Annotated in this window: 2 protein-coding genes; both read right to left on the bottom strand. The window is 73.7% G+C overall.

Features of this window, described 5'->3' with window-relative positions; all coding sequences use genetic code 11:
• Positions 1-9,742: type I polyketide synthase (locus HCN56_RS12605; RefSeq protein ID WP_312871208.1), on the bottom strand; the 9,742-nt coding region annotated here is incomplete at its 3' end.
• 45 nt (positions 9,743-9,787) lie between these two features.
• Positions 9,788-21,183 (bottom strand): type I polyketide synthase (locus HCN56_RS12600; protein WP_209312653.1); only part of this gene is annotated, 11,396 nt, incomplete at its 5' end.

The raw sequence follows: 21,183 nt of genomic DNA, 5'->3' as shown, positions 1-21,183 counted from the left end.
CGGCCACCCCGCCGGCCAGCGCCATCGAGCACTCACCGGCCCGCAGCGCCGACACCGCCTGGTGCAGCGCGACCAGCGACGAGGAGCACGCCGTGTCCACCGTCACCGCAGGACCCGTCAGCCCGAGGCAGTACGAGACCCGGCCGGAGACCACCGCCGAGGCGCTGCCCGTCAGCCGGTAGCCGTTGATCGACTCGTCGTCGGCGGGCAGGCTGCTCTCGTAACCCGAGCTGCTCGCGCCGACGAACACGCCCGTGGCGGAGCCGTGCAGCGAGGACGGGGCGAGCCCGGCCCGCTCGATCGCCTCCCAGGAGCTTTCGAGGAGCAGGCGCTGCTGCGGGTCCATGGCCAGCGCCTCGCGCGGGCTGATGCCGAAGAACCCGGCATCGAAGTCGCCCACGTCGTAGACGAAGCCGCCCTGCCGCGTGTACGCCTCGCCGGCGCGGACCGCGTCGCCGCCGAACTGCGCCTCGAACGCCTCCCAGCCGCGGTCGGTGGGGAACCCGCCCACCGCGTCCGTGCCGTTGACCAGCAGGTCCCAGAACTGCTCGGGGCCACGGACCTCACCCGGGTAGCGGCAGCCCATGCCGACGATGGCGATCGGCTCGCCCGCGGCAGCGGCCACCACCTGCACCGTGCCCTCGGAGCTCGCCGAGCCGTCGGCGGCACCGACGAGTTCGCCGCGCATGAACTCGGCGAGCGCGGCGGCGTTCGGGTAGTCAAAGATCATCGTCGACGGCAGCCTGACACCGGCGGCCGTGGCCAGCCGGTTGCGCAGCTCGACCGCGCCGACCGAGTCGAACCCGAGGTCACGGAACGCCCGCTGCGGCAGCACGTCCTGCGCGGACTCGTAGCCAAGTACGGCGGCGGCGTTGGCGCGAACCAGGTCCGTCAACTCGCGCCGCTGGTCGCCCACCGACATCGCGGTCAGCCGTCCGACCAGCTCGGAGCCGACAACCGTGGTGCTCGTCCTGGCCTCGGCCGCGAGGATCTCGCGGACCTCGGGCAGGGCGGACAGCAGCGGGCTCGGGCGGTAGAGGGTGTAGGTCGGGACGAACTGCTCCCAGTCGAAGCCCGCGATGGTCATCGCGCCCTCGCCCGCGTCGAGCACCTGGCCGAGGGCGCGCATGCCGCGCTTCGCGTCGATGCCCTCCATCCCGTTGCCGGAGAGCCGCTCGCCGCCTTCGCCGGCGGCCATGCCGACGCCGGACCACAGGCCCCAGGCGATCGACGTGGCGACCGCGCCGCGGGCACGGCGGCTCTCGCACAGCGCGTCGAGGTAGGCGTTGGCCGCGGCGTAGGCGCCGAGGCCGCCACTGCCCCAGGTGCCCGCGCCGGAAGAGAAGAGGACGAACGCGTCCAGCTCCCGGTCGGCGGTCAGCTCGTCCAGCGCCGCGGCGCCGCCGGCCTTGGCGGAGAGCAGCGACGCCAGGTCGGCCGCCTCGATCTCCGTGACCGGCTTGCCGCCGCCGACTCCGGCGGCGTGCATCACCGAGGACAGCGCCGGGCCGGTGGCGTCGATCCAGTCGAGCAGGGCGCCCGTGGTCTCGCGGTCACCCGCGTCGGAGGCCACCACGTCCACCGCGGCGCCCGCGGTGGCGATCGAGGCGGCCAGTTCGGCGACGCCCCTGGCACCCGGGCCGGAACGGCTGGTCAGCACCACGCGCTCGGCGCCACGCCCGACCACCCACTCGGCAGTAATCGCACCCACACCACTCGTGCCACCGGTCACCAGCACCGTGCCACGCGGCGCCCACTCCGCCCGGACCACCGGACGGCCCGCACGCTCAAGCCTCCGCCCGAGAACACCACGCGCACGCAGCGCCACCTGGTCCTCGCCACCGTCCGCGAGCACGGCGACCAGTCGTGCTCCGGTCCGCGCGTCGAACTCCTCGGGCAGGTCGATCAAACCGCCCCAGCGCCCGGCCAGTTCCAGACCGGCGACCACGCCCAGGCCCCAGGTCTGCGCCTGCACCGGGCTCGTCACGCTCTCGCCGGCCCCGGTGCCGACGGCGCCGCGGGTCAGCACCCACAGCGGTGCCTCGACACCCGCGGCCTCCAGGGCACGCATCAGGTCCATCGTCGACACCAGGCCGGCCGAGACGATCCGGTCGCCGGCCAGCGGGGTGTCGTCCAGGGTCAGGGTGGAGATCACACCCGCCGCGCCGGCGGTCACGGACGCGTCGATCTCGTCGGGGCCGGCGGCGGTGACGATCTCGGCGCCGCGTTCGGCCAGTACCGTAGCGACGGACTCCGCGTCCGCGCCCGTGCCGACGACCAGCCAGGTGCCCGACAGCACCGCCTGCGACTCGGCCACCGGCGCCCAGGTGATCCGGTAACGCCAGTCGGCGACCGTCGCGTCCACCCGGCTGCGCTTGCGGTAGTCCGCGAGCGCCGGCAGCACCTCACCCAGCCTGCCACCATCAACATTCAGCGCCGCGGCCAGCTCGTCCAGGTCACCGCCCTCGACGGCGGCCCAGAACTCCGCATCGCCCTCGGACACCTCACCCAGGACCGGGTGCGGCGTCTGCGGCCAGTAATGGCGGTGCTCAAAGGCATAGGTCGGCAGATCGACGACCGTGCCGCCACCAAGAATCCCGGCCCAGTCGACACCGACGCCCTTGACGTACGCCTCGGCGAATGAGGTCAGCAGACGCTCGGCGCCGCCGTCCTCGCGCCGCAGCGTGCCGACCACGACGGGGAAGCGCTCCTCCAGGCTGTCGCCGATCGCACCGGCGAGCACCGGGTGCGGGGACGCCTCGACGAAGACACCGTGCCCGGCCTCGCCCAGGATCTGGATCGCGCGGTCGAACTCGACCGTCTCGCGCAGCGAGGCGAACCAGTAACCCGGGTCCATCTCCGGACCGTTCAGCCACTCGCCACTCAGCGCGGAAACCATCGGAATCCTGGCCTCGCGCGGAGCTATCCCCGCCAGGACGGACAGAATCTCGTCCCGCAGCTCGTCGACCTGCGGGCTGTGCGAGGCGTAGTCCACCGGAACCATCCGGGTACGCACCGACTCGCCGCACGACTCCTGCACCTCACGCAGCGCCTCCGGCTCACCGGAGACCACCGTCGCCCGCGGCCCGTTGACCGCCGCGATCGAGAGCCGCGCGCCGAAGGGAGCGATGCGCTCGCGCACCGCGTCCGCCGACTCCGCGATCGACAGCATCCCCCCACGACCCGCCAGGGCCGCAAGCGTCCTGCTGCGCAACGCCACCACCTTCGCCGCGTCCTCCAGGGAGAGAATCCCCGCCACCGCGGCGGCGGCGATCTCACCCTGCGAGTGGCCGACGACCGCGTCGGGAACGACACCGGTCGCCTCCCAGACCGCGGCCAGCGACACCATCACCGCCCACAGCGCCGGCTGCACCACATCCGCGGCCTCGAACCCGTGCTCACCCGCGAGCACAGCGTCCAGCTCCCAGTCCACGAACGGCGCAAGCGCCGCCCCGGCCTCCGCGAGCCGCGCAGCGAAGACCGGAGAAGCGGCGGCGAGTTCGCGGCCCATACCGATCCACTGCGAACCCTGACCCGGGAAGACGAACACCGTCTTGCCCACCCCGGCCGGGGAGACGGAACCCGTCACCACACCGGGAGCCGGCTGCTCCGTGGCCACCGCGGCCAGACCGGCCGCCAACACCTCGCGCTCGGCGCCCAGCACCACCGCACGGTGCTCGAAGACCGAACGCGTCGTGGCCAGCGACCACGCCACATCCCCCACCGGCAACTCGGGCCGCGCCAGCACGCGCTCCCGCAGCCGGCCCGCCTGACCCGCCAGCGCCGGGGCGCCACGCCCCGACACCAGCCACGCGGGAACGGCGGGCGCGAGCACCGGCAGCTTCGGCACTGCGCCAGCCTCGGGGTCCGACTCCGGCGCCTCGGGGGCGGCGGACTCGTCCTCGCGCGGCGCCTCTTCGAGGATCACGTGCGCGTTCGTACCGCTGATGCCGAAGGCCGAGACACCCGCGCGGCGCGGCCGGTCGCCCGGCTGCCAGTCCCGTGCCTCCTGAAGAATCCGCACGTGGCCCGAGGTCCAGTCGACGTGCGACGAAGGCTCCTCGGCGAAGAGCGTCTTCGGGAGGAGACCGTGCCGCATGGCGAGCACCATCTTGATGACGCCCGCGATACCGGCGGCCTGCTGCGCGTGACCGATGTTCGACTTGATCGAACCGATCAGGAGGGGCTGGTCCGCGGTGCGCTCCTGGCCGTAGGTGGCGAGCAGCGCGCCGGCCTCGATCGGGTCACCCAGCTCGGTGCCCGTGCCGTGCGCCTCCACCACCTCGACCTCGCTGGCCTTCAGCCGGGCGTTGGCCAGCGCGGCGCGGATGACGCGCCGCTGCGAGGGACCGTTCGGCGCGGAAAGACCGTTCGACGCACCGTCCTGGTTGACCGCGCTGCCCCGCACGACGGCGAGGACTTCGTGCCCGTTGCGCCGCGCGTCCGACAGGCGCTCCAGCATCACCATGCCGGCGCCCTCGGCCATGCCCATGCCGTCAGCGCCGTCCGCGAACGCCTTGCAGCGTCCGTCGGCGGCGAGCGCCCGCAGCCGCGAGAAGCCCACGAACTCGCTCGGGTCGGCCATCACCATCACGCCGCCGGCCAGCGCCATCGAGCACTCGCCGCCGCGCAGCGCCGACACCGCCTGGTGCATCGCCACCAGGGACGACGAGCACGCCGTGTCCACGGACACGGCGGGTCCGGTGAGACCGAGGGTGTAGGAGATGCGGCCGGAGAGCACGCTCAGCGCGTTACCGGTGATCAGGTGCGCCGCGGCGTCGGGTTCTCCGGCGACGGCCGCGACGTAGCCCGAGGGGGCCGCGCCGACGAAGACGCCCGTACCGGAGCCCTTCAGCGCCGCCGGGTCGATGCCGGAGCGCTCGATCGCCTCCCACGAGGTTTCGAGCAGCAGCCGCTGCTGCGGGTCCATCGCCAGCGCCTCACGCGGGCTGATCCCGAAGAACCCTGCGTCGAACTCCGCGGCGCCCGAGAGGAAACCGCCCTCCATGACGTACGTCGAGTTCTCGGCGTCCGGGTCCGGGTCGAAGAGCCCCTCGACGTCCCAGCCGCGGTCGACCGGGAAGCCGGAGATCGCGTCGCCGCCGGTGGCGAGCAGCTCCCACAGCTCCTCGGGGCTGCGCACCCCGCCCGGGTAGCGGCAGGCCATGCCCACGATCGCGATCGGCTCCGACGGGGCCTGCACGAAGACGGAGCCGGTCTCGTCCGCGTCCGTCCCCAGCAGCCTGGAGAGAATCTCCTCGGCCAGGGCGGTGGGGTTGGGGTGGTCGAAGACCACCGTGGAGGGCAGCTTCACGCCGGCCGCGGTGTTGAGCCGGTTGCGCAGCTCCACCGCCGTCAGCGAGTCGAAGCCGACGTCCCGGAACGCGCGCTCGGCCGCCACCTCGGCGACCGATTCGTGCCCGAGTACCGCCGTGGCGTGGGAGCGGACCAGGTCGATGACGGTGCGGCGCCGCTCGGCCACCGGCAGCGCGGCCAGCTTGGACGCGTACTCGCCGCGCTCGGCCGTCTCGGTCTCGGCCGGCCGCGTCGGCTCGACCTCTTCGAGCGCCTCCGGGATGGTGTCGAGCAGCGGGCGCGGGCGCGCCGCGCAGAAGACCGGGGCGAACTTCTCCCACTCGACGTCCGCGACCGCGATGAACGTCTCGTCGTCGGCGAGGATTTCACCGAGCGTGCTCAACGCGCGCTTCGTCTCCAGGAAGTGCATGCCCTGCCGCCGCAGGCGGCTCGGCGTCACCCGGCCCGCGCCCTGGTCGAGGGCCGCGTCGACGGCCGCCCAGTCGCGGGTGTCCCAGACGCCCCAGGCGATGGACGTGCCCGGCAGGCCGCGGGCCCGCCGGTCCTCGGCGAAGGCGTCGAGGAAGGAGTTGCCGGCGGCGTAGGCGCCGTGGTCGTTGCTGCCCCAGGTCGCGGAGATCGACGAGAACAGGACGAACTCGTCCACGTCGAGGCCCGCCGTCGCCACGTCCAGGTGCACCGCACCCGCGGCCTTGGCGCCCAGCGCCGTGGCCAGGCCCTCGCGGTCGGTCTCCTCCACCCGTCCCAGATAGGTCAGGTTCGCCGAGTGCAGCACGGTGGACAGTCCGGGGCCGGACTGCTCGATCCAGGCGACCATGTCGGTGACCTGCTCCTGGACGCCCAGGTCGCAACTGATCACCTCGACGTCCGAGCCGGCCTGCGCCACCGAGGCGGCCAGCTCGGCCAGGCCCGCGGCCGAAGGGCCGGAACGGGAGGTCAGCACGACGCGCCGGGCGTCACGTGCGGCGAGCCAGTCACCGATCCAGACGCCGATCGAGCCGGTGCCGCCGGTGAGCAGGACCGTGCCGCGCGGGGCCCACTCCGCCGCGTCGGCGCGGCGCGCCTCGGCGTGCACCAGGCGGCGCAGGAACGTTCCGGAGGGCCGCAGCGCGACCTGGTCCTCGTGGCCGTCGGCCAGCACCGAGGCGAGCCGGACGCCGGTCCTGGCGTCGAGTTCGGCCGGCAGGTCGATCAGGCCGCCCCACAGTTCGGGGTGTTCGAGGCCGACCGCGCGGCCGATGCCCCACAGCTGGGCCTGCGCCGGGCTGGTGGTGACCTCGCCCGCCCCGGTCTGCACCGCGCCGCGCGTCAGCACCCACAGCGGGGCCGTCGCTCCGGCCTCGCACATGACCCGTACCAGGTCCACCGTCTCCGCGGTGCCGACGGGCACCCACGGGTAGTTGGCCTCGGGGGTTTCGTCCAGCGCGAGCAGCGAGACCACGCCGCTGACCTCGGCGAGCGCGACCTCGCCGATGCCGTCGAGCGTCGTGCGGACCACCTCGGCGCCGTGTCCGGTCAGCGCGTCGGCGATCGCCTGCGCGTCCGGGGTGTCGCCGACGAGCAGCCAGGTGCCGGAGAGCGCGGCGATGCGGTCCGTTCCGGCCGGCTGCCAGGTGATGCGGTAGCGCCAGTCGTTCGCCGGCCCGCCGACCCGCTTGACCACGGGCGTCTCGGGCCAGAACCGGCGCCGCTGGAAGGCGTACGTCGGAAGTTCGAGGGTGTTGCCGCCGCCGAGCACGGCCGCCCAGTCGACGGCGACGCCGCCCACGTACGCCTCGGCGAACGAGGTCAGCAGGCGCTCGGCGCCGCCGTCGTCCCGCCGCAGCGTGCCGGCCGTGACCGGGGCGTACTCCTCCAGGCTGTCGCCGATCGCGCCGGTGAGCACCGGGTGCGGCGAGACCTCGACGAAGACGCCGTGTCCGTTGCCCGCGAGCGCGCGCACCGCGCGGTCGAACTCGACCGTCTCGCGCAGCGAGGCGAACCAGTAACCCGGGTCCATCTCGGGGCCCGACAGCCAGGCGCCGCTCATGGCGGAGATCATCGGGATGCGGGCCTCGCGCGGGGCGATGCCGGCCAGCGTGGCGAGAATTTCGTCCCGCAGCTCGTCGACCTGCGGGCTGTGCGAGGCGTAGTCCACCGGGATCATCCGGGTGCGCACCGACTCGCCGCACGACTCCTGCACCTCGCGCAGCGCCTCCGGCTCACCGGAGACGACCGTCGCCCGCGGCCCGTTCACCGCGGCGATCGACAGGCGCGTTCCGTAGGAGGCGATCCGGCGGCGCACCTCCTCCGCGGACTCGGCGATCGACAGCATCCCACCACGGCCCGCCAGGGCCGCCAGGGTCTTGCTGCGCAGCGCCACCACCTTGGCCGCGTCTTCGAGGGAGAGAATCCCCGCCACCGCGGCGGCGGCGATCTCACCCTGCGAGTGACCCACCACCGCGTCGGGAACAACACCCGCCGCCTGCCACACCTCCGCGAGGGAGACCATCACGGCCCACAGCGCGGGCTGCACCACGTCCGCGGCCTCGAACCCGTGCTCACCGGCAAGGACATCGTTCAGCTCCCACTCCACGTGGGGGGCGAGCGCCGCGGCGCACTCGGCGAGCCGCGCCGCGAACACCGGCGACACCTCGGCCAGTTCACGGCCCATGCCGATCCACTGCGAACCCTGCCCGGGGAAGACGAACACCGAGCGCCCCACGCCGCCCGGCGCGACCTCGCCCGTGACCACGCCGGCCACGGGCTGCTCGGTGGCGACCGCGGCCAGACCGGCGAGCAGCTCCTCACGGTCGCCGCCGAGCACCACCGCGCGGTGCTCGAAGGACGAGCGGGTCGTGGCGAGCGACCACGCCACGTCGCCGACGGTCGCCGCGGGCCGCGCCAGCACGTGCTCGCGGAGGCGGCCGGCCTGACCGGCCAGCGCCTGCGCGCTCTGGCCCGAGACCAGCCACGGAACGACCGCGACGGAGTCGGCGAGCACCGAAGGCGCCGGCGCTCCCCCGGCCTCGGCCGCGGCCTCCGGCTCGTCGGTGACGGGCGGTGCCTCTTCCAGGATGATGTGGGCGTTGGTGCCGCTGACGCCGAACGCCGAGACGCCTGCCCGCCTGGCCTCCTCGCCCGGCTGCCACGCGCGGGCCTCCTGGAGCAGCCTCACGTTCCCCGTGGTCCAGTCCACGTGCGTGGACGGCTCCTCGGCGTAGAGCGTCTTCGGCAGCACGCCGTGCCGCATGGCGAGCACCATCTTGATGACGCCCGCGACGCCGGCCGCGCACTGGAGGTGGCCGATGTTGGACTTCACCGAGCCGAGCCACAGCGGCTCGTCCCCGGAACGTTCCTGGCCGTAGGTCGCCAGCAGCGCCTGGGCCTCGATGGGGTCACCGAGCGAGGTGCCGGTGCCGTGCGCCTCGACGACGTCGATGTCCGCCGCCGCCAACTGCGCGTTGGCCAGCGCGGCGCGGATGACGCGGCGCTGCGAGGGACCGTTGGGGGCGGACAGACCGTTGGAGGCACCGTCCTGGTTGACAGCCGAGCCGCGGATCACCGCGAGGATCTGGTGCCCGTTGCGCTTGGCGTCCGAGAGCCGTTCGAGCAGCACCATGCCGGCGCCCTCGCCCCAGCCGATGCCGTCGGCCTCGTCCGAGAACGCCTTGCACCGGCCGCTGGACGCCATGCCGCCCTGCTGCGAGAACTCCATGAACGCGCCGGGCGAGGTCAGGACCGCCACGCCGCCGGCGAGCGCCATCGAGCACTCACCGGCCCGCAACGCCGACACCGCCTGGTGCATCGCCACCAGGGACGAGGAACACGCCGTGTCCACCGTCACCGCGGGCCCGGTCAGGCCGAGGACGTAGGAGATACGGCCGGAGACCACCGAGGAGAGGGTGCCGGTGAGCCGGTACCCGTCCAGGCTCTGGTCGTCGACCGGCAGCGCGGAGCTGTATCCGGAGTGGTTGGCGCCGATGAAGACACCGGTGGCGGAGCCGTGCAGCGAGGTCGGGGCCAGCCCGGCCCGCTCGATCGCCTCCCACGAGGTCTCAAGCAGCAGCCGCTGCTGCGGGTCCATCGCCAGCGCCTCGCGCGGGTTGATGCCGAAGAAGCTCGCGTCGAAGTCGGCCACGTCGTAGACGAAGCCGCCCTGCCGGATGTACGCCTCGCCGGAACGGACCGCCTCGCCGCCGAACTCCTCCTCGACGGCCTCCCAACCGCGGTCGGTCGGGAAGTCCGAGATCGCGTCCGTGGCGGAGTCGAGCAGGTCCCAGAACTGCTCGGGGCCCCGGACATCGCCCGGCAGGCGGCAGCCCATTCCCACGATCGCGATCGGCTCGCGGGCGCCGGACTCCAGCTCCCGGACCCGCTCGCGGACCTCGTAGTGTTCAGCCGCCAGCTTCTTGAGGGCTACGAGCATCTTCTTGTCATCAGCCACGGTGAATCTCCCTAGACAGTGCCACAGCCTGACCACAAGTGATCATCACGAGCCACCAAGTTCCTTGTTGATGAAGTCAAGAACCTCATCGGCAGAGGCCTCGTCGAGCTGTCCGGCAACGTTCTGCCGTCCGGTGGCACCGGCGGCGGACTCGTCGTTGGCGGTGCTGCCGCGCAGCCAACGGGACAGCATGGTCTGCATGCGCTCGGTGATGTCCTGGCGCACATCCGCGCCGCCTTCGATGGACTCGAGCGCCGCGGCCAGCCGGTCCAGGTCGTTCAGCACCACGTCGCCCTGGTCGGCGCCGTCCGCCGCCTGGCCGGCATCGACGAGTTCGCCGCGGATGTAGTCGGCGAGTGCCGCTGCGTTCGGGTAGTCGAAGATCATCGTCGAGGGCAGCCTGATCCCGGCAGCCGCCGAGAGGCGGTTGCGCAGCTCGACCGCGCCGACCGAGTCGAACCCGAGGTCCTTGAAGGCCCGCTGCGGCAGAACTTCCCCTGCCGCTTCGTGGCCGAGGACCGCCGCGGCGTGGCCGCGCACCAGCTCCGTCAGCATCTGCCGCTGGTCGCCCACCGACAGGCCCGACAACCGCTCGGCCAGTTCCGAACCGCCGGTCCCGACGCCGGCCCCGGCCTCGGCTTCCGCCGCCAGGATCTCCCTGACCTCGGGTATCGCCGAGAGCAGCGGGCTCGGGCGGCGGAAGGTGTACGTCGGCACGAACTGCGCCCAGTCGAAGCCGGCGACCGCGACCGCGCCCTCGTCCGCGTCGAGCACCTGGCCCAGCGCGCGCATGCCGCGCTCCGCGTCGATGCCGTCCATCCCGTAGTCGAGCAGCCGGTCTCCGCCTTCGCTCGCCGCCATGCCGATGCCGGCCCACAGGCCCCAGGCCACCGAGGTGGCCGCGACGCCCCTGGCGCGACGGTTGTCGCACAGCGCGTCGAGGTAGGCGTTGGCCGCGCCGTAGGCGCTCAGGCCGCCGCTGCCCCACGTTCCCGCTCCGGAGGAGAAGAGGACGAAGGCGTCCAGCTCCCGGTCGGCGGTCAGCTCGTCGAGCACGGCGGCGCCGCCGGCCTTCGCCGACAACAGCCCCGCCAGGTCGGCCGTTTCGACCTCCTCGACCGGCTTGCCACCGGTCACACCGGCGGCGTGCAGCACCGACGACAGCGGCGCGCCCGTGGCGTCGATCCAGGCCAGCAGTGCGCCGGTCGACTCGCGGTCACCCGTGTCGGAGGAGATCACCTCCACCGCGGTACCCGAGGCGGCGATCGAGGCGGCCAGTGCGGCGACCCCGGCCGCGGCCGGGCCCGAGCGGCTGGTCAGCACCAGGCGCGGAGCCCCGCGCTCGGCGACCCACCGCGCGGTGATCGCGCCGACCCCGCTCACGCCGCCGGTCACCAGGGCCGTGCCGCGTGGCGTCCACTCCGCCCGGACGACCGGACGGCCGGCGCGCTCCAGCCTGCGCCCGAGGATGCCGCGCGAGCGCAGCGCCACCTGGTCCTCGCCGCCGTCCGCGAGAACGGTGGCCAACCTGGCCCCGGTCCGCGCGTCCAGCACCGCGGGCAGGTCGATCAGACCGCCCCAGCGCCCGGCCAGTTCGAGTGCCGCCGTCACGCCGAGGCCCCAGACCTGCGCCTGCGTCGGGCTCACGACCCGCTCGCCGGGCCCGGTGCCGACGGCGCCGCGGGTCAGCACCCACAGCGGTGCCCCGACGTTCGCCCGGCCGAGGGCCTGGATGAGTTCCACCGTCGCCATCAGACCGGCGGGCACCACCGCGTACGCGGGGTGCGACGCCTCGTCCAGTGCCAGCATCGAGATGACGCCCGCCACGCCGTCGGCCACGTCCGGGTCGATCCCTTCGGGGCCGGCGGCGGTGACGATCTCGGCGCCGCGTTCGGCCAGTACCGTAGCGACGGACTCCGCGTCCGCGCCCGTGCCGACGACCAGCCAGGTGCCCGAGAGCAGCGTCTCGGACTCGGCGACCGGGGCCCAGGTGATCCGGTAACGCCAGTCGGCGACCGTCGCGTCCACCCGGCTGCGCTTGCGGTAGTCGGTCAGCGCCGGGAACACCTTCGCGAGGCTGCCGCCGTCCACGTTCAGCGCCGTGGCCAGCTCGTCCAGGTCGCCGCCCTCGACGGCGGCCCAGAAGTCGGCGTCGCCCTCGGTGACCTGACCGCCCGTGACCGCCGCATGCGCCTGCGGCCAGTAGTGGCGCCGCTGGAAGGCGTAGGTGGGCAGGTCCGTGGTCGAACCGCCACCGAGGATTCCGGCCCAGTCGACGCCGACGCCCTTGACGTACGCCTCGGCGAACGAGGTCAGCAGGCGCTCGGCGCCGCCGTCCTCGCGCCGCAGCGTGCCGACGACCACGGCGTCCGCGTTCTCCTGCACCGCGTCACCGATCGCACCGGTGAGCACCGGGTGCGGCGAGGACTCGACGAACACGCCGTGCCCGGCCTCGCCGAGGATGCTGATCGCGCGGTCGAACTCGACCGTCTCGCGCAGCGAGGCGAACCAGTAACCCGGGTCCATCTCCGGACCGTTCAGCCACTCGCCACTCAGCGCGGAAACCATCGGAATCCTGGCCTCGCCCGGGGTGATGCCCGCCAGGGTGGCGAGGATCTCCTCGCGGAGCTCGTCCACCTGCGGGCTGTGCGAGGCGTAGTCCACCGGGACCATCCGGGTGCGCACCGACTCGCCGCACGACTCCTGCACCTCGCGCAGCGCCTCCGGCTCACCGGAGACCACCGTCGCCCGCGGCCCGTTCACCGCCGCGATCGACAGGCGCTCACCGAAGGGAGCGATGCGCACGCGCACCGCGTCCGCCGACTCCGCGATCGACAGCATCCCCCCACGACCCGCCAGGGCCGCAAGCGTCCTGCTGCGCAGCGCCACCACCTTCGCCGCGTCCTGGAGGGAGAGGATGCCCGCCACCGCGGCGGCGGCAATCTCACCCTGCGAATGACCCACCACCGCGTCAGGAACAACACCCGCGGCGCGCCAGACCTCCGCGAGGGAGACCATCACCGCCCACAGCGCCGGCTGCACCACATCCGCGGCCTCGAACCCGTGCTCACCCGCGAGCACAGCGTCCAGCTCCCAGTCCACGAACGGCGCAAGCGCCGCCCCGGCCTCGGCAAGACGCGCAGCGAACACCGGCGACACAGCCGCCAGCTCACGGCCCATACCGATCCACTGCGAACCCTGACCCGGAAAGACGAACACCGTCCGCCCGACGCCGCTCTGGGCGATCTCGCCGGTCACCACGCCGGCCGACGGCTGCTCCGTGGCCACCGCGGCCAGACCGGCCGCCAACACCTCGCGCTCGGCGCCCAGCACCACCGCGCGGTGCTCGAAGACCGAACGCGTCGTGGCCAGCGACCACGCCACATCCCCCACCGGAACCTCGGGCCGCGCCAGCACGCGCTCCCGCAGCCGGCCCGCCTGACCCGCGAGGGCCACGGCGCTCCGGCCGGAGACCAGCCAGGCCGGCAGGGGGGCGGAGAGGACCGCGACGGGAGCCGCACCCGGCTCCGCCGCCTCGGCCGCCGCCTCTTCCTCGTGCGGCGCCTCCTCCAGGATCAGGTGCGCGTTGGTGCCGCTGATGCCGAACGCCGAGACACCCGCGCGCCGCGGCCGGTCACCCGGCTGCCAGTCGTGTGCCTCGGTGAGCAGCCGCACGTTGCCCGACTCCCAGTCCACGTGCGTGGACGGGGTGTCGGCGTGCAGCGTCCGGGGCAGCAGGCCGTGGTTGAGCGCCATCACCATCTTGATGACGCCCGCGATGCCGGCGGCCTGCTGCGCGTGACCGATGTTCGACTTCACCGAGCCGAGCCACAGCGGCCGGTCCGCGGCGCGGCCCTGGCCGTAGGTGGCGAGCAGCGCGCCGGCCTCGATCGGGTCACCCAGCTCGGTGCCCGTGCCGTGCGCCTCCACGGCGTCGACGTCCGCCGCCGAGATCTGCGCGTTGGCCAGCGCGGCGCGGATGACGCGGCGCTGCGAGGGACCGTTCGGCGCGGACAGGCCGTTGGAGGCACCGTCCTGGTTGATCGCGCTGCCGCGGATCACCGCGAGGACCTGGTGCCCGTTGCGCTTCGCGTCGGACAGGCGCTCCAGCATCACCATGCCGGCGCCCTCGGCCATGCCCATGCCGTCGGCGTCGTCGCTGAACGCCTTGCAGCGTCCGTCGGATGCCAGGGCCCGCAGCCGCGAGAAGCCCACGAACTCGCTCGGCTCGGCCATCACCATCACGCCGCCGGCCAGCGCCATCGAGCACTCGCCGCCGCGCAGCGCGGTGACCGCCTGGTGGAGCGCGACCAGCGACGAGGAGCAGGCGGTGTCCACCGAGACGGCGGGGCCCGTCAGACCGAGGGTGTAGGAGATGCGGCCGGAGAGCACGCTCAGCGCATTGCCCGTCATCAGGTGCGCCTGGACGTCGGCCACCTCGCCGACCGCCGTGACGTAGCCCGAGGGGGCCGCGCCGACGAAGACGCCCGTACCGGAGCCCTTCAGCACCGCCGGGTCGATCCCGGCCCGCTCGATCGCCTCCCACGAGGTTTCGAGCAGCAGCCGCTGCTGCGGGTCCATCGCCAGCGCCTCACGCGGGCTGATCCCGAAGAACCCGGCGTCGAACTCGGCCACGCCCGAGAGGAAACCGCCCTCCATGACGTACGTCGAGTTCTCGGCGTCCGGGTCCGGGTCGAAGAGCCCCTCGACGTCCCAGCCGCGGTCGACCGGGAAGCCGGAGATCGCGTCCCCGTCCGAGGCGAGCAGCTCCCACAGTTCCTCGGGAGTGCGCACCCCGCCCGGGTAGCGGCAGGCCATGCCCACGATCGCGATCGGCTCCGACGGGGCGTTCACCACGACGGACGTGGTCTCGTTCGAGTCGCTGCCCAGCAGCCTGGAGAGGATCTCCTCGGCCAGCGCGGTCGCGTTGGGGTGGTCGAAGACCACGGTGGAGGGCAGCTTCACGCCGGTGGCGGTGTTGATCCGGTTCCGCAGCTCGACCGCGGTGAGCGAGTCGAAGCCGATGTCCTTGAACGCCCGCTCCGCCGGCACCTCGGCCACCGAATCGTGGCCGAGCACCGCCGTGGCCTGGGCCCGCACGATCTCGACGACGGTGCGGCGCCGCTCGGCCGCCGACATCGCGGCCAGCTTCGTCGCGTACTCGCCGCGCTCGGCCGTCCCGGAGTCCGCCGGTCCGGCGAGCTCCATCTCCTCGCGCGCTTCCGGAATCGTCTCCAGCAGCGGGCGCGGACGCGCCGCGCTGAACACCGGAGCGAACTTCTTCCACTCCACGTCGGCGACCGCGATGAACGTCTCGTCGTCGCCGAGCACCTCGCCCAGCGTGACCAGCGCCCGCTCCAGGTCGAGGAAGTGCATGCCCTGCCGGCGCAGACGGCTGGGTGTCACCCGGGTCACGCCCTGGTCGTCCATGACGGCTTCCACCGCCTCCCAGTCCCGGGTGTCCCAGACGCCCCAGGCGATGGAGGTGGCGGGCAGGCCGCGGCCCCGCCGGTTCTCGGCGAGCGCGTCGAGGAACGAGTTGCCCGCGGCGTAGGCGCCGTGGTCGTTGCTGCCCCAGGTCGCGGAGATCGACGAGAACAGGACGAACTCGTCCAGGTCGAGACCGGCCGTCGCCACGTCCAGGTGCACCGCTCCGCCGGCCTTGGCGCCGAGCGCCATCGACAGGCCCTCGCGGTCGGTGTCCTCGACCCGTGCCAGGTAGGGCAGGTTCGCCGAGTGCAGCACCGTCGACAGGCCGGGACCCGACTGCTCGATCCATCCGACCATGCCCGTGGCCTGCTCCTGCGAGCCCAGGTCGCAACTGATCACCTCGACGTCCGAGCCGGCCTGCGCCACCGAGGCGGCAAGCTCGGCCAGCCCCGGAGCCGAAGGGCCGGACCGGGAGGTCAGCACCACGCGAGGCGCGTTGCGTTCGGCGAGCCAGACGCCGACGCTGACGCCGATCGAGCCGGTGCCGCCGGTGAGCAGGACCGTGCCGCGCGGCTGCCATGCCGCACCGCCGCGCGGCTTGGGCTCCGCCCTGACGAGTCGCCGTATGTGGGTGGCGGACTCGCGCAGCGCAACCTGGTCCTCGCGGCCGTCCGCGAGGACCGCGGCGAGCCGCACCCCGCTTTCGGCGTCGAACTCCACGGGCAGGTCGACGAGACCGCCCCAGGTGTCGGGGTGCTCAAGACCGACCGCGCGGCCGAGGCCCCAGACCTGCGCCTGCACCGGGCTGCTCGTCACCTCGCCGGCGCCGGTCTGCACCGCGCCGCGCGTCAGCACCCACAGCGGAGCCGAGGTACCGGCCTCGCTCAGGATGCGGACGAGGTCGACCGTGCCCGCCGTGCCGCGCGGCACCCACGGGTACTCCGCGTCGGGGGTCTCGTCGAGGGCAAGCAGCGACACCACGCCGCTGACCTCGGCGAGTGCGATCCCGCCGATGTCGTCGAGCGTCGTGCGGACCACCTCGGCGCCATGTGCCCCGAGCGCGTCGCCGATCGCGGGTGCGTCGGGGGCGTCGCCCACGAGCAGCCAGGTGCCGGTCAGTGCGGGCGTGCCGGTCCGGTCGGCCGAGTGCCAGTCGATCCGGTAGCGCCAGTCGTCCACCGACCAGGCGGGCCGTTCGACCTCGCGGACCTCGGGCCAGAACCGGCGCCGCTGGAAGGCGTACGTCGGAAGTTCCACGGTCTCGCCGCCGCCGAGCAGCACCGGCCAGTCGATGGCGGCGCCGCCCGCGTACGCCTCGGCGAGCGAAGTCAGCAGGCGCCGTGCGCCGCCGTCCTCGCGCCGCAGCGTGCCGACGGCGACCGGGGAGCGCTCCTCCAAGCTGTCGGTGATGGCCTGGACGAGCACCGGGTGCGGGGATGCCTCGATGAAGACGCCGTGCCCGGCCTCGCCGAGGATGCCGATCGCGCGGTCGAACTCGACCGTCTCGCGCAGCGAGGCGAACCAGTAACCCGGGTCCATCTCCGGGCCGTTCAGCCACTCGCCACTCAGCGCGGAGACCATCGGGATGTGAGCCTCGCCCGGGGTGATGCCCGCCAGGGTGGCGAGGATCTCCTCGCGGAGCTCGTCCACCTGCGGGCTGTGCGAGGCGTAGTCCACCGGAACCATCCGGGTGCGCACCGACTCGCCGCACGACTCCTGCACCTCGCGCAGCGCCTCCGGCTCACCGGAGACGACCGTCGCCCGCGGCCCGTTCACCGCCGCGATCGACAGGCGCGCGCCGAAGGGGGCGATGCGCTCGCGCACCGCGTCCGCCGACTCCGCGATCGACAGCATCCCACCACGGCCCGCCAGGGCCGCCAGGGTCTTGCTGCGCAGCGCCACCACCTTCGCCGCGTCCTCCAGGGACAGGATGCCCGCCACCGCGGCGGCGGCGATCTCACCCTGCGAGTGACCCACCACCGCGTCGGGAACAACACCCGCCGCCTGCCACACCTCCGCGAGGGAGACCATCACGGCCCACAGCGCGGGCTGCACCACATCGGCGGCCTCGAAGCCGTGCTCACCGGCAAGGACATCGTCAAGACGCCAGTCCACGAACGGCGCGAGCGCCGCCGCGCACTCGACCAGCCGCGCGGCGAAGACCGGTGAAGCGGCGGCGAGTTCGCGGCCCATGCCGATCCACTGCGAACCCTGACCCGGGAAGACGAACACCGTCTTGCCCACCCCGGCCGGGGAGACCGCGCCCGTCACCACGCCGGCCACGGGCTGATCCGTGGCCACCGCCGTCAGACCGGCGAGCAGCTCCTCGCGCTCGCCGCCGAGCACCACCGCGCGGTGCTCGAAGACCGCGCGGGTCGTGGCCAGCGACCACGCCACGTCGCCCACCGGAAGCGCGGGCGCCGCGAGCACGTGGTCACGCAACTGGCCGGCCTGACCGGCCAGCGCCTGAGCGCCGCGCCCGGAGACCACCCAGGCGGGCAGCACCGGGGAGAGGACCGCGGCGGGAGCCGCGTCGATCTTCTCCTCCGTGACGACCGCCTCGTCCTCCTGCGGCGTCTCCTCCAGGATCACGTGCACGTTGGTGCCGCTGATGCCGAAGGCCGAGACGGCCGCACGCCGCGGCCGGTCGCCCGCGGGCCACTCCTGCGCGTCCTGGAGGAGCTGCACGCTGCCCGAGGACCAGTCCACGTGCGTGGACGGCTCCTCGGCGTGGAGCGTCTTCGGCAGCACGCCGTGCCGCATGGCGAGCACCATCTTGATGACGCCCGCGACGCCGGCGGCCTGCTGCGTGTGACCGATGTTCGACTTCACGGAGCCGAGCCACAGCGGCTGGTCGGCGGTGCGCTCCTGGCCGTAGGTGGCCAGCAGTGCCTGCGCCTCGATCGGGTCGCCGAGCGCGGTGCCAGTGCCGTGCGCCTCCACGACATCGATGTCCGCGGAGGTGACCTGCGCGTTGGCGAGGGCGGCGCGGATGACGCGGCGCTGGGAGGGACCGTTGGGGGCGGACAGGCCGTTGGAGGCACCGTCCTGGTTGACGGCCGAGCCGCGGATCACCGCGAGCACCTGGTGCCCGTTGCGGCGCGCCTCGGAGAGACGTTCGAGGAGCAGGATGCCCGCGCCCTCGCCCCAGCCGATGCCGTCGGCCCCCTCCGAGAACGCCTTGCACCGGCCGCTGGAGGCCATGCCGCCCTGCTCGGAGAAGTCCATGAACGCGCCGGGCGAGGCCATCACCGCGACACCGCCGGCCAGCGCCATCGAGCACTCACCGGCCCGCAGCGCCGACACCGCCTGGTGCATCGCCACCAGGGACGAGGAGCAGGCCGTGTCCACCGTCAGTGCCGGACCGGTGAGGCCCAGGACGTAGGAGATGCGGCCGGAGGCGACCGAGGAGACGGCGCCGGTGAGCCGGTAGCCGTTCAGAGCCTCGTCGTCGATCGGCAGGCTGTTCTCGTAACCCGAGGTGCTCGCGCCGATGAAGACACCGGTGGCGGAGCCGTGCAGCGAGGTCGGGGCCAGCCCGGCCCGCTCGATCGCCTCCCACGAGGTCTCGAGAAGCAGCCGCTGCTGCGGGTCCATCGCCAGCGCCTCGCGCGGATTGATCCCGAAGAAGCCCGCGTCGAACTGGGTGGCGTCGTAGAGGAATCCGCCCTGGCGCGTGTACGCCTCGCCGGCGCGGACCGCGTCGTTGCCGAACTCCTGCTCGAACGCCTCCCAGCCGCGGTCGGTCGGGAAGCCGGCGATGGCGTCCGTCCCGGCCGTCAGCATCTTCCAGAACTGCTCGGGCCCGTGGGCGTCGCCCGGGTAGCGGCAGCCCATGCCGACGATGGCGATCGGCTCGCCACCGGCGGCGGCCACCACCTGCACCGCGCCTTCGTCCTGCGCGGTGCCGACCAGCTCGCTCCGCATGAACTCGGCGAGCGCGTCGGCGTTCGGGTAGTCGAAGATCATCGTCGAGGGCAGCCTGACGCCGGCCGCCGCCGAGAGGCGGTTGCGCAGCTCGACCGCGCCCACCGAGTCGAACCCGAGGTCACGGAACGCCCGCTGCGAGGAGACGTCCCCGGCCGCGTCGTGGCCGAGCACCGCCGCGGCGTGCCCGCGGACCAGGTCGGTGAGCGTCTGCCGCTGCTCGGCCACGGACAGGCCCCGCAGCCGCTCGGCGAGTTCGGACGCCCCGGCGATGGCGCTGGTCTCGGCGGCGGCCTCCGCCGCAAGCAGCTCCTTGACATCGGGCAGCGCCGAGAGCAGCGGGCTCGGGCGGCGGAAGGTGTAGGTCGGCACGAACTGCGCCCAGTCGAAGCCGGCGACCGCCATCGCGCCCTCGTCCGCGTCGAGCACCTGGCCCAGGGCGCGCATGCCGCGCACCGCGTCGATGCCGTCCATGCCGAAGTTCGACAGCCGCTCGCCGCCTTCGCTCGCCGCCATGCCGACGCCGCTCCACACGCCCCACGCCACCGAGGTGGCCGCGACGCCCCTGGCGCGACGGTTGTCGCACAGCGCGTCGAGGTAGGCGTTGGCGGCGGCGTAGGCACCGAGGCCGCCGCTGCCCCACGTCGCCGCGCCCGAGGAGAAGAACACGAACGCGTCCAGCTCCCGGTCGGCGGTCAGCTCGTCCAGTACGGCCGCGCCGCCCGCCTTCGCGGAGAGCAGCAGCGACAGGTCGGCCGTCTCGATCTCCTCGACCGGCTTGCCACCGCTCAGTCCCGCGGCGTGCATCACGGAGGAGAGCGGCGCACCGGTGGCGTCGATCCAGTCCAGCAGCTCGCGGGTCGACGCGCGGTCGGCCGCGTCGGACGCGACCACCTCGACCGTCGTCCCCGAGGTGGCGATCGACGCGGCGAGCCGCGCCACAGCGCTCGCACCCGGGCCGGAACGGCTGGTCAGCACCACGCGCTCGGCGCCGCGCCCGACCACCCACTCCGCGGTGATCGCGCCGACACCGCTCGTGCCGCCGGTCACCAGAACCGTGCCGCGCGGGCGCCATGCCTCGCGGAGGGCCGGGCGTCCCGCACGCTCGAGCCTGCGCCCGAGGATGCCGCGCGAACGCAGCGCCACCTGGTCCTCGCCCGCTCCGGCCAGGACGGTGACGAGACGGGAGCCCGTCCGCGCGTCCAGCGCCTCGGGCAGGTCGACCAGGCCGCCCCAGCGTCCGCCGAGTTCGAGACCCGCCGTCACACCGAGGCCCCAGACCTGCGCCTGCCTCGGGTTGACGACCGGCTCGCCCGAGCCGGTGCCCACCGCGCCGCGGGTCAGCACCCACAGCGGAGCGCCGACACCGGCCGCGCCCAGCGCGCGGACCAGCTCGACCGTCGCCACCAGACCCGCGGGCACCACCGCGTACTCGGGGTGCGACGCCTCGTCCAGCGCCAGCGTCGAGACGACGCCCGCCACATCGGCGTTCGCCGCCCCGGCGATCTCCTCCGCGGACCCTGCGACGGTGACGACCCGCGCGCCGCGCCCGGCCAGCAGTCCGGCGACCGACTCCGCGTCCGCGCCCGTGCCGACGACCAGCCAGGTGCCCGAGAGCACCGCCTCGGACTCGGCGACCGGGACCCAGGTGATCCGGTAACGCCAGTCGGCGACCGTCGCGTCCACCCGGCTGCGCCTGCGGTAGTCGGTCAGCGCCGGCAACACCTCCGCGAGGCTGCCGCCGTCCAGGTTCAGCGCCGTGGCCAGCTCGTCCAGGTCGCCGCCCTCGACGGCGGCCCAGAACTCGGCGTCGCCCTCGGTGACCCCGCTCACCGCGGAGCGGGCCACCTCGGCCCAGTAGCGGCTGCGCTGGAAGGCGTAGGTGGGCAGGTCGACAGCCGTGCCGGTGCCGAGGACGGCGGACCAGTCGACGTCGACTCCGCCGACGTGGGCTTCGGCGAACGAGGTCAGGAGGCGTTCGGCGCCGCCGTCGTCACGCCGCAGCGTGCCCACCGTCACCGGCGCCTGCTCATCGAGCGTGTCACCGATCGCACCCGTCAACACCGGATGCCCCGACACCTCCA

Origin of the sequence: Streptomyces lonarensis, assembly GCF_012033735.1 — a bacterium.
Taxonomy (GTDB): domain Bacteria; phylum Actinomycetota; class Actinomycetes; order Streptomycetales; family Streptomycetaceae; genus Streptomyces; species Streptomyces lonarensis.
Note: the sequence above shows the minus strand (reverse complement) of the source record. Positions and strands in the feature narration are given on the sequence as shown.